A 15606-nucleotide genomic window follows, 5' to 3' on the forward strand; every position below is an offset into this window, starting at 1 on the left:
TAAATTTCACATCTTAATAAATAAATTAATTTTGCAATATAATCGCGTATTTATAACAAATTTAGTATATTACTCTTCTTTCCTTATTAATATTACACAATAATATATGAAAATTTATTAAACTCTATTCTAATGTTAATTTTATATACTTTAGCTTCTTTTCACCAAAAAAATTTTAAATTCCTGATAAAAAAATAAGCCTGCTACATAGCAAGCTTACACAAAATTATTCATATCTCAAAGCTTCAATAGGATCTAACTTTGCTGCTTTGCTGGCTGGATATAATCCAAAGAATATTCCAATTGCTGATGAAAATGAAAATGCTATTAGTATTATTCCAATTGATATTGGAATATGTATTTTTAAGAATGCTCCAACAATCTTTCCTGTAGTTATGCCAAAAACAGTACCAATTATTCCACCTATAAGACATAATATCACAGACTCCATAAGAAATTGCACTTTTATATCACGTGTTTTTGCTCCAATTGCTTTTCTTATACCAATTTCTCTAGTTCTCTCTGTTACAGATACAAGCATTATATTCATAACTCCTATACCACCTACTAAGAGTGATATAGCTGCAATAGCACCAAGTATAGCTGTTATAACACTTAACCCTTTGGTTACAGCTTCAAGTCCTTTAAATCCATTTTCAGCTACATATATACCTTTACTTTGATGTTTACTTTCAAGAGTTCTTATTATACTAGAGCTTATTTGATCTGCTTTACTCATATCTGATAACATTACTGACATATAACTAATACTAGTATTGGTAATCAACCTATCCGCTGTTGTTATAGGTATGAATACTCCACCAGAAGCATTATCTGATGCTTCTCCTAAATTTGAATTAGGATCCTTATATACACCAACTATATGAAAATTTACTTCTCCATTATCCGATGTGAGCTCAATATCCTCTCCAATTGCATTATCAGTTCCACGAAATAACTTTCCAGCTGTCTTTTCATCTATAATTGCTGCACTAGATCTTGCATCTACATCATGTTGATTTAAAAATCTTCCACTGATCATTTTTATGCCTGAAAGCTTGTCATATCCTTCTGTCGATGCTACAATTCCTGCACGCCTAGATTTATTCTGAACCTTCAAATTCCCACTACCTGAAAGCATTGGAACTACCTGTGTAACTTCAGGTATTTTATCCTTTATAATATCAATATCCTCCATAGTAAAGAAATCCTTCTTTTCTATGGATTTGTCTGAAGATTGATTTAAATGCACATTAATTACATTACTACCTGCTCCTTGAAACTCCCCTGCAATATATTCTTTTGCTCCAGCACCTATAGAAACTATAGTTATTACAGAAGATATTCCTATTATTATTCCAAGCATGGTTAGCAAAGATCTTAATTTATTTGACTTTATGCTTTGCAGTGCAGATTTAAAACCTTCTTCCACATTCATTATTTCTGCCCCCTAACTATAGTCCTATTTGCAACTAAACTGTCAGAAATTATAGTTCCATCTTTAAAAATTACATTTCTCTTTGTATGCATGGCTATATCAGCTTCATGTGTAACCATAACAATGGTTACACCTTCATCATTTAACCCTTGAAAAATACCCATTATTTCCTCGCTTGAAACACTATCTAAGTTTCCAGTAGGTTCATCTGCAAGTATTATAGATGGACTATTAGCTAAAGCTCTTGCAATAGCAACTCTCTGTTTTTGACCTCCAGACATTTCATTAGGTCTGTGACGAATTCTATCAGATAGTCCAACTCTGTCTAAAGCTATTTTTGCTTGCTTTTCTCTTACATGCCTAGGTATTCCTGCATACATCATTGGAAGTTCAACATTTTCCACAGCTGTAAGTTTGGGAAGTAAATTAAATGCTTGGAATACAAATCCTATTTTTTTATTTCTTATTTCAGCTAAGCTATTGTCATCCAGTGAAGAAACATCCACATCTTCCAAGTAATACTTTCCCTCTGTAAGTTTATCCAAACATCCAAGAACATTCATAAGAGTAGATTTTCCAGATCCAGAAGCACCCATTATAGCTACATATTCTTCTTTTTCAATTTGTAAATTAATTTCCTTTAAAGCTCTAAGTTTTATTGATCCAGTATCATATACTTTAACTAAATTCTCTAATTTAATTATCACTTATTCTTCCCTCCTGTTTGAGCCTTTGAAGCATCTTTTACAATATCACCATCTTTAAGTGAATCAGAAGGATTTGTTACATATTTTTCGCTCTGTGCAAGACCACTTATAATTTCTACTGCATCATCAGTTTCAATTCCAGTTTTTATATATTTTTTTGAAACTTTGTTTTCAGAATTTACTATGTAAACATACTTTCTTTTTGTAGACTTATCTTGTTTTATATTATCTACACCCATAACAATTGCATTTTGTTTTTCATTAAATACAACTTCTACATCAGCTTTATATCCTGATTTTATATTGTCACTTGTACCTGCATTATCAAGAGTTACTATAACATTTACCTTAGCTTCCTGTTGTGCATTTTTATCATCCATCTTTGTTTGGGCTATTTGACCAACATCCGTAACAGAACCAATATATTTCATTTTGTCATTTCCTTTTATTTTAACAATAGCCTTTTGTCCCTTTAAAACTTTCATAGCATCATATTGACTCATATCTATAGAAACTTTATACTTTGAGTCATCGTCTACTATTATCTTATCACCTGTTTGTGGAACTTGACCTTCTTTTGCATCAACTTTTACCACTTTTCCATCTACACCAGCTTTTATGTCACATTGAGCTATTTTTTCATTTAAGCTATCAACTTGGGCTTTTATAGAACTTGTTGAAATTGACCCACTGCCATTTCTTTCCTGTCCTCCTGGAACTTGTGCCTGTGACACTGCACCTTGAGCATTACTTAACTCTGATTTTACTTTATTTAATTCATTTTTATAATCAGATGAATCCATTTGAACCAAGACATCATCCTTTTTTACATCTTGTCCTTCTGTCACTAACACTTTTGACACCTTTTGAGTATTACTCAAAGTTATTTCATTCCTATAATTAGGTTGTATAGTTCCAGAAACTATTGTACTTTGAGCTATATTTTTCTTGATAACCTTAGATATATTCACACTTTTTATTTGAGTTTTTTGCGCTTTTGAATAAGAAGATATTCCAATTATTATAATTATAATTAGCACAATTGCTATAATACCTAATTTCTTCTTGTTTTTTATAAATTTAAACTTGGATTCCATTTTTCTTTTTCCTCACCTTTCTAAATATAATATACAAATTATTTAAAAATACAATATGTCTTTATTATAACAATTATTATAAATAAATATAAAACTGACATCATATAAAAATGCAATGTCAGCTTGTCTATTATGTTAACTTAATAACACTATCTTTAAGTTAAACCCTTAATAACATTGAAAATTTAACAATAACTGAAACAATATAAATTACAAAAACTATAATTGCAGCTTTCTTAATTTTCATCTTAAATACGACTGAAGTTCCTATTACCGCTAATATACTGCTCCATATATAGAAAAAATCTATAGATGAAAATAACTTATAAATGCCACTTTTTGTATCTACTGATGAGCTTAAAAACAATGTAAAGCTTGTGGAAACATTCTTCACATTTTGTGGTTCTGTAAATATCATTATTATTGCAGCTAAAATTAATCCTATTAGCACTGGAACATATGCTAATAGATTTATGCAATATAAGTTTTTGAAACTTCCATTTTCTTTCGTAATAGATGCAATAAGCTTAATAAGTGCACTTGATATTAATGCTGCTAAAGCTGGCATAATTAATGCTCCAATTATTCCAGAAATTACAACTCCTATTTTTATCATTGGAAGTGCAGCTTGAGAAACATTTGTCATTTCTTGAGTTTGTGAAATAGTATAACTTATAAGTTTAGGCAGCTCTACTATAGTAGCAATTAATTGAATAATCGTTATGGGGATTAAGTACCTCCACACTTTTGGATTTTCATTAACTTTCTCCATCGTTTCTTTTGGCGATATTACAACACCAATAAGAGTCTTTAAAATTCCATCTTTACTTTCTTTTGACATTAATTCTCCTCCTAATTTAAAATAATTCAGTTCAATACAGGCATTAACTATTTATATTTATTATGTAAATACTTGTAAGTTTCCTGTTTATACTGTGCATATATATTATATACAGTATGAACCTAAAAATCAATTAATTCATCCATAAAAGTAAAACAAAACTATTTATGGAAAAATATAATTATCAATCTATCTTATTCTAGTAATTAAATTTAATTTCACTTTTTTGATAAAATCTTGATTTTTATTTGATATTCTTATTTTACAAACAAAAGCAGTCATTTAACTGACTATAAACTTATTATACAAGGAGCGTTAATTATGCAAGAAAATTATTTATTACAAACTGAAAAATTAATAAAAAAATTCAAAAAGGAATATTCCGTAAATTCTCTTTCCATTTCAATTCCTAAAAATCACATTTACGGATTGTTAGGTGCTAATGGAGCTGGAAAATCTACCACACTAAAAATGATAACAGGACTGTTAAAGCCCACTTCAGGCGAAATTATATTTGATGGTCACAAATGGAATCGTAATGACTTAAAAGATATTGGTTCTTTAATTGAACAGCCACCTATTTATGGTAACTTAACTGCAAAAGAAAATTTAAAGGTTCATACTACTCTTTTAGGGTTACCAGACAAACGTATTCGTGAAGTATTAAAAATTGTAGATTTGACAGATACTTACGATAAACAAGCTAAAAATTTCTCTATGGGAATGAAGCAACGTTTAGGTATTGCTATTGCAATTTTAAACCATCCAAAATTATTGATTTTAGATGAACCTACTAATGGATTAGATCCTATAGGAATTCAAGACTTGCGAAAATTAATAAAGTCTTTTCCAGAGCAAGGAATTACAGTAATTTTATCCAGTCACATTTTAGCTGAAGTAGAACAGGTTATAGACTATGTGGGAATTATGAGTCATGGTATTTTAGGCTACCAAAGCAAAATCAATCCTGGTGAAGATTTAGAAGCCTTATTTATGGACGTTGAACTCGAAACTAGAAAAAAGAGAGGAATTATATAATGATTAAATATTTAATTGCTGAAAATTTAAAAACTAAAAAAACTATACTTCGTAAATTATTAATTTCTATACCAATGTTATGTGTAAGCCTTGCTCTTATTTTTGACTTTTTAGGTTTGGGATATTTTACTAGTAAATCTGCTTTTACTTCAATAAATCATTGGTCATTATCCTGGATGCCACTTTTAGTTGTTTTTCTTACAGGTATGTTTCATAAAATTGAGCAAAACAGTACAGGCTATAAAACCATTTTTTCTTTTCCAATCGATTTAAAGAAAAGCTGGATAGCTAAAATTGCAATTTTATCATTTTTTACATTAATAGCTTCCCTATTTTTAGGACTACTTACAACTATATTAAATATTGCATTTACCAGTACAGAAGCAAGTGTTGTTCCATTTTATAATTGTCTTATATCAATTATCATAAGCTGGATTACATCACTTTGGCAAATTCCATTATGCTTATGGTTAAGTAGAAAAATAAACTTTTTCATCTTATTAGTATTAACTTATGGTGCTAATTTGGAACTTGGTGCAAGCAGAGCTCCCTCTTCTTTATGGTGGTTATTCCCATGGAGTATACCTCTTAGATTACAATGTCCGTTACTACACTTACATCCTAATTGTTTACCACTAGATTCAAATAGCGCATTATTAAATTCTTCAGTTATTCCAGTTGGAATTGTATTAAGCATTTTGTTGTTTTTTACATTAATCCTTCTTACAAGTTATTCATTTAGTACAAGTGAGGTATGTTAGTATGATTACATTTTGGCACAGTTATAAAGCAGAATTTTTAAAAAATAAACATGGTGTTTTTCTATGGACGCATATTATATTGCCTTTTCTCTTAGTTATTTTTATAACTTTTTATAGATTTGGAAAATTAAATGATTTAGCTTTATTTGATTATTTCTTTAAAATAATTGGTTTTTTCTTTCCATTAATTGCTGCAGTCCTTTGCGGATTAATTGCAGATCAAGAAAAACAAGCTGGTCACTGTCAAATAATGCTCAGCAAACTACCTCGTAAGACAACTACCTTTGTAAGTCAATTGTGTATGCTTCTTACCATGAGTTTAGCTTCTATATATTTAGCAATTATATTATTTATAATATCAATGAAATGTATAATACATGTAAATAATATTAATTATCTCTTATATTTTAAAACAGGTTTTTTCATATTTTTAAGTGTTATTTTTCTTTACAGTTTATATTTAGCTTTGGCCTACCATTTTAGTACTGGAGTTTGTATTGTCACTGGATTTGCTGGTTTAATCATTGCTGCTTTAGCCTCTACAGGTCAAGGAGATAGTGTCTGGATGTTCTTGCCCTGGGTATGGCCTATGAGAATTGTAAACTTTATACTTAAGTTTGAATTTAAACTTTCGGGAGAAGTACTATCAAATTATACATACAGAGAACTAACTACAAGTTTAACATTTATGACCGTAATGACAATTTGCTGTATTGTAATTTATATTCTTTCATTTCATTTTTGGGAAGGTAGACAAAAATAACTAAAATTTAGTAAAATAAATTCTATGTAGTTTCACTCAATTTTGGCATATACAAAATATAAACCTAAAGCTGAGTTATTAAATGTACAAGGATGTGAAATCATGGCAAAAATTTTAGCTGTAGACGATGATAAACGAATTTTAAAATTAATAAAAAATGCTTTAGAAATTAATAATCATGAGGTAGTTACATTGCAAAATGCAGAAAATACTCCTATAGAAAACTTTTGTGAATATGATTTAATTTTACTTGATGTAATGATGCCAGGAATAGATGGATTTAAACTTTGTGAAAAAATACGTAATTCAGTAGATTCTCCAATTATTTTTTTAACAGCAAAAACAGAAGAATCTGCAATTGTTAAAGGCTTAACTCTTGGTGGTGATGATTATATATCCAAACCTTTTGGAGTAATGGAGCTCAACGCTCGTGTTGACGCATATCTTAGGAGACAAAATCGGGGAAAATCTACTAGAAAATTAATATATGAAAATATTACAATTGATTTTGATAAAAAGGAAATCAGCATTGGCGGTAATACTATTAATTTCACTAAAAATGAGTATAACATTTGTGAATATTTAGCATTAAATCGTGGAAAAGTATTTACAAAGCAGGCAATTTTCGAATCAATTTATGACCTTGATAGTGATACTCAATTCTCAGTAATCACTGAATATATAAGATTAATTCGTAATAAATTTAAAACTTTTGATTGCTCTCCTATTGAAACAGTTTGGGGGGTTGGATACATGTGGAAATAAAAAAAACATCTATGCAAGCATATGTTATTAAATTCATTTTTAAAATAGCATTTTGTTTTATATCGTCCTTATTAGCCCTTTTTCTTATTTTTAGTTATATGATAAATTCACACATACTTCTACCTTCTAATTATTCACAACAGATGGTAGAAAAATCTAAAGAAAACATAAAAAATGCTAAAGAAGTAACTTCTAACTTAATACCAGAAAACTTAAACTATATTATTTTGGACAAACAAACTTTAAATGTAAAGAAAGGCAGTATGAGTGACTCAGAAATAAAAAAAGCTAAATTAAGCGTTAAGGACCCTCAAATTGGAATTAATGTTTATGAGGTAATTGAGCGATCAAAAGAATACTGCATAATACATTATCAATTAGTTGTTCAATTTAAAAATCCTGTACTTAGTAAATTGATACCTTATCCTGAAATAGCTCTACTAGTACTTTTTATTATCACCTTATTAACTACACTATACATTCTTTCTTTACAGTTTTCAAATAGAATAAAAAATGAATTAAGCAAATTCAGTTATATTACTGAAAAGATTGAAAAACAAGATCTAGATTTTGAAGTGCAAAATGCATACTTTATAGAGCATCAAAAGGTTATGGATTCCTTGGATAGTTTACGCTATAGCTTAAAAAAATCTTTAACAATTCAATTTGAACAGGAAAAAAACAAAGGAGAACAAATTAGTGCACTAGCCCACGATATTAAGATCCCTATTACCGTTATCAAAGGAAATGCAGAACTACTAAATATTACACAAAAAGATGAAAAAGTATTGGATTTCACAAATGAAATTATGGAAGCAACAGGTGAGATAGAATATTATACCCAGCTTTTAATTGATGCATCTAAAAATGATGATACTTTTATACTACATAAAGAAAAGATTACTATAAATGAATTTTTAAGCATAATTGAAAAAGATACACTTTCCTCTATTGGGAATAACAATATTTGTTTTAATTTTAATAACAAGATACCTAATGAATTAATGTGCAATATTGATTCTATGTCAATGAAACGCGCATTCATGAATATTATTATAAATGCCATTGAATACACTAAAGATGTATTAGCTTTAGATGCTTATTTAAAGGATAATTTAGCTTATTTCATAATTACCGATTCTGGAAATGGTTTTTCTACTGAAGCATTAAAAAAAGCTACAGAATTATTTTACACCAATAATAAGAGCCGAAGCCAAACAGGCCATTATGGTATTGGATTATCTTTTGCAAATAAAGTAATTAACGCTCATAATGGTAAGCTTAATATACAAAATGATATAAATACTGGTGGTGGGCAAATTATAATTTCACTGCCTATAGAACTTGATTAATTAAATTTCTGCAAATTCATAAAAGAATCTCTTTTTTAAACTTATTAATATCAATACTATATATCCTAAAAAAATTAAATTTAAAGCTTTCAGCATATTTATTAATACTAAAAGCTTTAAATTTAATTAATTCTAAAATCTTATCAACTACATGATTATTAAGCTTTTTTACGCTATTACTCTTCCTTTAAATGACAACAAGATCCAGAATCACTATCTTTCTTTTTAGCACCTTCATTTTCTCCTTCTGCCCTAACTTTGATCAATTCTCCTACAATACTTACTGCAATTTCTTCAGGTGTTTCAGCACATATACTAGTTCCAATTGGTGAATAAACACGCTTAATTTCTTCTTCTGTATATCCTTTACTACGCAACCCATTATAAATTTTATCTCTTTTACTTCGGCTGCCTATCATACCAATATATCTTGCTTCACTTCTAAGTACCTGTTCTAAAACAATCTTATCATAAAGATGTCCCCTAGATACAATTACTAAGTAACTATCCTCATTAATATTTAAATCAGGTAATTTATTAAAAGAATCAATAACCATAAGCTCCGTAGGTTCTGAAAATCTTTTGCTGTTAGCATAATCTTCTCTATCATCTAACACCACAGTCTTAAAACCTACAGTTTCACATAGAGGTGCAATTCTTTGGGATACATGACCTGCTCCAAAAATATAAACTGTACCTGCTGGCCTAAGAGGTTCTACTAAGAAACGCTGGTTATCTATTACTTCAGCATGAATAGATATTTTAGCTGGACCAGCTATGAGCTTTTCTAGAATATATTGATCACAATCAATACTGCCAATAAGAGTTTTATTTGGTTTTACTATACACTGCTGTCTTCTAAGACTATTTTTATTAGAATCATTATCCAAAATCGTAATAAGCCAAGCTTTTTCCCTATTCTCATGAATTTTTTGTGCAGCTTCATAAACCACTTTATTGTTTTCATCATAAGCATCAATAAAATCTATTAATACTTCACCTTTTCCACCACAAATCATATCCATTGCTTCTACATCTCTACTGGTTAAATCAAATGACTGCATTTTTGTTTCTCTAGCTTTAAATGATTTCAATGCAAGTTCTATAGCATTTGCCTCTAAACGTCCCCCTCCTATAGTACCTACAATTGAACCATCTTCATGAACTACCATTTTAGCTCCAGCAGTACGTGGTGCTGAACCAGTTTTATCAAAAATGGTTGCAAGTATAAAGCTTTCCTTTTTATTTAAAAGGTCTATCATTTCTTTATACAATTTTTTCATTTATATTTCCTCCAATTAATTATTCTTAATGCTAATATTCTACATATTCCATGTAAATCCTTTATATGTTATATCAATTTATTAGAATTGTTTAAAAATTTCAAAAATCAAAATATGGATATTTAGAATAAAAAACCACTTGAACATTACTTCAAAGTGGTTTTCAAACATATATCATTAAATGGATATTTAATTTTAAACTAATATGGTTAAACCTTTTTAAGATTCACTATCATAATAAATGTTACAATTTGATAATGCTTCTTTTAATACTTCTTTATCAGAATCACTTATTTCATTGTTATTTACCCAAAGAGTTTTTAAATTATTTAGCCCTTTAAGTGGATTTATATTGCTTATTTTACAATTAGACAAGTTAAGAGATTTTAAATTGTTCAATATTTGTATGGCACTTATATTTTCAATTTCATTATTATTTAAATTAAGAGTCTCCAATTTGGTTAATCCTTTTAGCTTACTTATATCACTAAATTCATTATAACTTAAGTTTAGCATTTCCAAATTTGTTAAACTACTTAATACGCTTATATCGGTAATTTGATTATCTCCTAAATCAAGGGTTTGCAAACTTGTTAAATTTTCTATTCCACTGATATCTTTTATGTTCTTATGTGAAGCATTTAAAGATATAATATTTTTAACATCTGTTATATAAATATCTCCTGCTTCCTTATTTATCTTATCTCTTACTGCTTTTTCTAAATTCTCATCTTTAAATATAACTATATCCTTTGAATCAGTAGAATCTGACATATTAAAATCTTTATCTATAAGATTATCATAATATCCCTTTACAGGACTATAATCTGATATTTGATTCTTAGACAAATAAAGAGTCTTTAAATTAGTTAACCATTTCAATTTAGTTATATTAGTAATTCTATTATTCTTTAAGGAAAGTTCACTCAAATTATTTAGATACTGTAATGGAGTTATATCATTAATTTTATTATCTTCTAAATCAAGCTGCTTTAGATCAGTTAAATTTTGTAAAGATCTTATATCACTTATTTCATTGTCATTAAGCAAAAGAGTTTCAAGCTTAGTTAAATTTTTCAATTCACTTATATCATTTATCTTGCTTTGCGATAAATCAAGAAACTGTAAATTAGTTAAATTTTTTATCCCACTAATATCCTGTATTCCCTCAGCATAAGGCTTTAAAGACACAATTTTTTCAACATCGCTTTTATAAATACCCCCTGATGGCTTATTTATTTCACTTCTTACTGCTTTCTCTAAATTTCCATCCTTAAAGATTACTACATTATCATCAGTAGAATCTATTAAATCAAAATCCTTATTGAGGATTTTACTGTAATATGCTCTTGTAGGATTATAATCTAAAATTTTATTTTGCCCCAAGTAAAGAAGATTTAAATTAGTCAATCCTCTTAATGCATTTATACTGCTAATTCTATTGTTTTTTAAAGAAAGCTGCTGTAAATTAGTAAGGCCTTGTAATGGTTCTATATCTATTATTTCATTACCATTTAGTAAGAGCATATATAGATAAGTAAAATATTTTAATTCACTTATATCACTTATTTCATTGTTATTTAAATTAAGATAATACAAATTATTTAATCCTCTTAATTCATTAATATCACTTATTTCATTTTGTGATAAATCTAAATCTCGTAAATAAGATAAATACCTTAATACACTTACATGGCTTAGTTGATTCTGTGATAAATTAAGAATCTGTAAATCAGTTAAATTTTCTATTCCAGTAATATCATCTATATTACTGCTAGAAGCATCTAAGTTTGTAATATTTTCAACATCACTTTTATAAATATCTCCTATAGGTTTATTTATACTATTTCTTATTAATTTTTCCAAATTGTTATTTTTAAAAGTAATTACATAGCTACTTTTAATATTGAAATGAAGTCTATACTCATTTTTTAAAGGTTTTCCTGATTTTGAATGTGCATTAGCTCCAATATTTAATATATAACTTTTTCCTGGTATATAACCACCTTGTGGAGCTGTTACTAAAAGTGTTTTAGTATCCTGACCTTGTTTAATTTCTACACCTACCTTATTCCCATTATTATCAGTTACAGTAATACTATTTTTAGTCAAATCATCAAATCCAACTTCTCCAGTAAATTTTAAAGTCCAAGTTTTATTAGATTCTACTGTTTGATCATCAATAAATTTTGCAGCTTTAACAGTATTGGTTAAAAATAGGCTTGTACACATAATACCTAATATAATGAATAATCTAAATTTTTTAATCATAGCTCTTCCCCCTACTCTATGTATTTATCTAATGTTCCAATTTATATTGTTTCTATAAATTTAAATTCAAAACATAATTAAATAACTTTTATTTTATTTAGAAAAAACTTAAACTATTTTGTATTAACTTAATTTTAAGCTATATAGATCAAAACTCTTAATACACATTATATACTTGTATTATAAACCTTGTTTTTATTACTTTCCATAAATTTCATCCTATTTTTAATTTTATATTTAAAATGTTTTATTTTTATATAATTGTTTCTATTCATTTCCTTTTTTTATAACAATAATTTAATATGTGTTTTTATAGTTTTTTGTGAGTTTTAAAGGATTATTTAAACTTATTGCTCAGCTTAATACAATTAAAACCATCTCATTAAAATCCATTTTTTACATTTTTATCCACATAATCCACAACTTTATCCACAACCTTATATTTTACCTTGAAAAAACTATTATTTCTATTTTATCTTTTGGATTTTTTTTGAAACATGCTATTTAAATATGCTGTATATTTTTAAAATATTTCATAAATTTAACATAGAGAAAAGTAAAATAATCAGCTTTTCCCTATGCTTCTCAAATTTTTATTCTTTATACAAAATTTTTTAGTACTTTCCAAACTCTGCATCACTTAAAGATATTCTAGGCTTACTTTTAGATGCAGCTGCCTCATTATAATTTAAAGAATTATTTTTAAATTGTCTCCTATTTTCATGATCTGATGTGTATATATTGTTATTAGCTAATGAACTACCTCCTTTTAATTTAAACTTTCCTATCATGTTCTTTAGCACCAATGCTTGACTTGAAAGCTCTTCACTAGCTGCTGCACTTTCTTCTGCAGTTGCTGAATTAGTTTGTACAACACTTGAAACTTGCTCTATACCTTTATTTATTTGAGATATTGCTGTTGCTTGCTCATTCGAAGCTGCTGCTATTTCTCCAACTAAAGTTGATGCCTTAGATACTCTTACCACAATTTCATCAAGGGATTTAGCAGTGTTATTGGCAATCTTTGTTCCAACTTCTACTTTTTTGATAGACCCTTCAATTAAATCTGTAGTTTGCTTAGCTGCACTAGCACTTCTTGCTGCAAGATTCCTCACTTCTTCTGCTACTACTGCAAAGCCTTTACCATGCTGTCCTGCTCTTGCTGCTTCAACTGCCGCATTTAAAGCTAGTATATTAGTTTGAAATGCAATATCATCAATAACCTTAATTATTTTAGAAATATTAGAAGATGCTTCATTAATTTCTTCCATGGATTTAAGCATATCCTTCATATGAGAATTCCCTAGTACAGCTCCATCTTTAACACTATTTGCAAGTTCGCTAGCCTGAGTGGCATTAGTTGCATTTTCCTTAGTTTGAGTTGCTACTTCTGTAATAGAAACACTTAGTTCTTCTATTGCGCTTGCCTGCTCTGTAGCACCCTGCGAAAGAGCTTGGCTACCATCTGAAACCTGATTTGAACCTCCAGAAACCTGATCTGCAGCCCGATTTATTTCTGTGAATACTTCATTAAAAGATTCAATTATAAGATTTAATGCATCTTTAATTCTGCTAAAATCTCCTTTATATTCATTATTGATTGATAATTGAAGATTTGAATTAGACATTTCTTCTAAGACCTCTGAAATTTCAGTTATATAAGAATATAATGAATCTATAGTATCATTTAATGCATGTTTAATTTTAGCATGTTCTCCTTTATAATCTCCTTTAACATGTATATTTAAATTACCATTTGCCATTTCCTTTAATACTTCTGCTGACTCCTTTATAGGCCTTGTTACTTCATCTAATGTTTTATTTATTCCTTCAACTATCTTTTTATAATCTCCACTATGTTTAGCTGCATCTGCTCTTACATCCAGCTTTCCTTCAACTGCTGCATCTACCAACTCATTAGTATCAGTCACTAATGAGTTTATAGCTATAACCATTTTTTCGAATGCTTGTGCTAAATTCCCAACTTCATCTTTACTATGTATATCTATGCTAATATTTAAATTACCTTCAGAAATGCTATCTGCTGATTTAAGTAATTTTTTAATAGGTTTACTTATTATATTTGATATATAATATCCAAGTAATATTGATGCAACTACTGCAATTACTGCTATAATAATAAGCATCAACATGGTTTTATTGGCTGAATTTTGAGCTTTACTGCTTAATTCTGCTCCAGTAGTCAAATTAAGTTTTATATTTTCATCAATACTAGTTGAAGCTATATTTGCAATTTGACCTCCTGGCTTTTTTAAAAGTTCATACGCTTCTGCTTTTTTATTTTGAATGGCTAGTTCTACAATCCGATCTCTAACAGATTTGTAATCATTTATAGACTTTTCTAATTTATTGTAGTTTTCAAGCTCTGTTTGATTTTGCACAGTTTTTTTTAACTCGGCTAAATTTTTCAATATTGTTACATCATTATTGGATATTATATCTTGATAGGTTTTATAATTATTGGGATCAGTTTCTATTATTAAATCCCTTACAGCCGCTCTAGACTGTTGAAATGATTCAACTATAAATACCAACTTTCCTTGAGAATTGCCATAATTGGTCATTATATACTGAGAGGTTTTTTGAGTTGATTGAAGGCTAAAAATACCGATTATTCCTATAAAACCTGCTAACATTGCAACTATAATAAATCCTAATATTAGCTTTGAACTAATCTTCATGTTATAATACCATTTCATAATTTGTCCCCCTTTGAATATTGATTTTTTACAATTAACCCACTTTTCTGAAAATTTTCTTTAAAGCTTTTTCTTTCACTTGAAATTGTTACAAATAGCATACTATAATTTTTTTCATATTTCAACGAATTTTGATTAAATTTTATAATTATTGTTCTATTTTTATCCAAATAAGTCTATATACTGTAATAAAATATAAATTTATTATATTTCTTCCGACACAATATTAAAGATTTAGTATATATTTTTTAATTGTATTATAATTTCATATAATTATCATAATATATTTATAATTTCTATTCTGTTATAAATTTTTTACATCACAAAAAACTTAAAAAGTCTGCATCTAAAAAAGATACAGGCTTTTTTACTATTTCAATTTATTTTCATAAGCTTCAACTATTTTTTACCATATTCCCTCCTGTAGGTCCAACCATACCACCAATTTCTTTAGTTTTCAAATCTGCTACATAATTTTTATTTAAATCAATACCTAATTCATTTGCAGTTTCCATTTTTAATTTATCAAGCTTACTTTGTGTCTCTGGAACTAAAGGCTTATTTGACATA

The 15606-nt window shown here is 28.0% G+C and carries 13 protein-coding genes; 5 read left to right on the forward strand and 8 right to left on the reverse strand.

The window, feature by feature from the left end; genetic code table 11:
- Positions 1–226: 226 nt before the first annotated feature.
- The 4 genes from EG57_RS0216145 to EG57_RS0216160 form a co-directional block, all read right to left on the reverse strand.
- Positions 227–1438: an ABC transporter permease gene (locus EG57_RS0216145; RefSeq protein ID WP_029159626.1), complete on the reverse strand. Its 1212-nt coding sequence runs from the start codon at positions 1436–1438 to the stop codon at positions 227–229.
- Positions 1438–2145, reverse strand: coding sequence for an ABC transporter ATP-binding protein (locus tag EG57_RS0216150; RefSeq protein WP_029159625.1), 708 nt, complete (start codon positions 2143–2145; stop codon positions 1438–1440). Before EG57_RS0216150 ends, EG57_RS0216145 begins: the two co-directional genes overlap by 1 nt.
- The gene (locus EG57_RS0216155; RefSeq protein ID WP_032078221.1) at positions 2142–3242 is read right to left on the reverse strand and encodes an efflux RND transporter periplasmic adaptor subunit; all 1101 of its coding nucleotides are present in this window, start codon (positions 3240–3242) and stop codon (positions 2142–2144) included. Before EG57_RS0216155 ends, EG57_RS0216150 begins: the two co-directional genes overlap by 4 nt.
- A gap of 160 nt (positions 3243–3402) precedes the next feature.
- Positions 3403–4083: a Yip1 family protein gene (locus tag EG57_RS0216160; protein ID WP_032078222.1), complete on the reverse strand. Its 681-nt coding sequence runs from the start codon at positions 4081–4083 to the stop codon at positions 3403–3405.
- A gap of 321 nt (positions 4084–4404) precedes the next feature.
- Here EG57_RS0216160 and EG57_RS0216165 point away from each other — a divergent pair, with 321 nt between their 5' ends.
- The 5 genes from EG57_RS0216165 (at position 4405) to EG57_RS0216185 (ending at position 8762) form a co-directional block, all read left to right on the forward strand.
- Positions 4405–5121, forward strand: coding sequence for a lantibiotic protection ABC transporter ATP-binding protein (locus EG57_RS0216165; RefSeq protein ID WP_032078223.1), 717 nt, complete (start codon positions 4405–4407; stop codon positions 5119–5121).
- The gene (locus tag EG57_RS0216170) at positions 5121–5882 is read left to right on the forward strand and encodes a lantibiotic immunity ABC transporter MutE/EpiE family permease subunit (RefSeq protein ID WP_032078224.1); all 762 of its coding nucleotides are present in this window, start codon (positions 5121–5123) and stop codon (positions 5880–5882) included. Before EG57_RS0216165 ends, EG57_RS0216170 begins: the two co-directional genes overlap by 1 nt.
- Position 5883: 1 nt before the next feature.
- Positions 5884–6645 (forward strand): lantibiotic immunity ABC transporter MutG family permease subunit, encoded by a 762-nt coding sequence (locus EG57_RS0216175; RefSeq protein ID WP_032078225.1) that lies wholly within the window; start codon positions 5884–5886, stop codon positions 6643–6645.
- Between the two features lie 102 nt (positions 6646–6747).
- Positions 6748–7410 (forward strand): response regulator transcription factor, encoded by a 663-nt coding sequence (locus tag EG57_RS0216180; RefSeq protein WP_032078226.1) that lies wholly within the window; start codon positions 6748–6750, stop codon positions 7408–7410.
- A complete protein-coding gene (locus tag EG57_RS0216185; RefSeq protein ID WP_032078227.1) occupies positions 7401–8762 on the forward strand; it encodes a sensor histidine kinase in 1362 nt (453 codons plus the stop codon). The genes EG57_RS0216180 and EG57_RS0216185 overlap by 10 nt, the downstream gene beginning before the upstream one ends.
- A 176-nt stretch (positions 8763–8938) precedes the next feature.
- Here the strand turns inward: EG57_RS0216185 and EG57_RS0216190 are convergent, their stop codons facing one another.
- The 4 genes from EG57_RS0216190 to EG57_RS25220 form a co-directional block, all read right to left on the reverse strand.
- The gene (locus tag EG57_RS0216190; RefSeq protein ID WP_032078228.1) at positions 8939–10045 is read right to left on the reverse strand and encodes an XdhC family aldehyde oxidoreductase maturation factor; all 1107 of its coding nucleotides are present in this window, start codon (positions 10043–10045) and stop codon (positions 8939–8941) included.
- A 219-nt stretch (positions 10046–10264) separates the two neighbouring features.
- Positions 10265–12316: a leucine-rich repeat domain-containing protein gene (locus EG57_RS0216195; protein WP_032078229.1), complete on the reverse strand. Its 2052-nt coding sequence runs from the start codon at positions 12314–12316 to the stop codon at positions 10265–10267.
- Positions 12317–12930: 614 nt separating this feature from the next.
- Positions 12931–15036 carry a HAMP domain-containing methyl-accepting chemotaxis protein gene (locus tag EG57_RS25215; RefSeq protein ID WP_034853656.1) on the reverse strand — a complete coding sequence of 702 codons (2106 nt, stop codon included), beginning with the start codon at positions 15034–15036 and terminating at the stop codon, positions 12931–12933.
- A gap of 395 nt (positions 15037–15431) precedes the next feature.
- Positions 15432–15605, reverse strand: a complete 174-nt coding sequence (locus EG57_RS25220; RefSeq protein WP_242859870.1) for an alpha/beta-type small acid-soluble spore protein — start codon at positions 15603–15605, stop codon at positions 15432–15434.
- Position 15606: the final 1 nt, after the last annotated feature.

It is taken from the genome of Clostridium drakei, assembly GCF_000633595.2.
In the GTDB taxonomy this organism is placed as follows: domain Bacteria; phylum Bacillota; class Clostridia; order Clostridiales; family Clostridiaceae; genus Clostridium_AM; species Clostridium_AM drakei.

Bases quoted from the DNA above. Each gene is read 5' to 3' on its own strand.
- EG57_RS0216195 (WP_032078229.1), bottom strand. From the start codon at position 12,316: ATGATTAAAAAATTTAGATTATTCATTATATTAGGTATTATGTGTACA.
- EG57_RS25220 (WP_242859870.1), bottom strand. From the start codon at position 15,605: ATGTCAAATAAGCCTTTAGTTCCAGAGACACAAAGTAAGCTTGATAAA.
- EG57_RS0216165 (WP_032078223.1), top strand. From the start codon at position 4,405: ATGCAAGAAAATTATTTATTACAAACTGAAAAATTAATAAAAAAATTC.
- EG57_RS0216155 (WP_032078221.1), bottom strand. From the start codon at position 3,242: ATGGAATCCAAGTTTAAATTTATAAAAAACAAGAAGAAATTAGGTATT.
- EG57_RS0216170 (WP_032078224.1), top strand. From the start codon at position 5,121: ATGATTAAATATTTAATTGCTGAAAATTTAAAAACTAAAAAAACTATA.
- EG57_RS0216190 (WP_032078228.1), bottom strand. From the start codon at position 10,045: ATGAAAAAATTGTATAAAGAAATGATAGACCTTTTAAATAAAAAGGAA.
- EG57_RS0216160 (WP_032078222.1), bottom strand. From the start codon at position 4,083: ATGTCAAAAGAAAGTAAAGATGGAATTTTAAAGACTCTTATTGGTGTT.
- EG57_RS0216180 (WP_032078226.1), top strand. From the start codon at position 6,748: ATGGCAAAAATTTTAGCTGTAGACGATGATAAACGAATTTTAAAATTA.
- EG57_RS0216145 (WP_029159626.1), bottom strand. From the start codon at position 1,438: ATGAATGTGGAAGAAGGTTTTAAATCTGCACTGCAAAGCATAAAGTCA.
- EG57_RS25215 (WP_034853656.1), bottom strand. From the start codon at position 15,036: ATGAAATGGTATTATAACATGAAGATTAGTTCAAAGCTAATATTAGGA.
- EG57_RS0216175 (WP_032078225.1), top strand. From the start codon at position 5,884: ATGATTACATTTTGGCACAGTTATAAAGCAGAATTTTTAAAAAATAAA.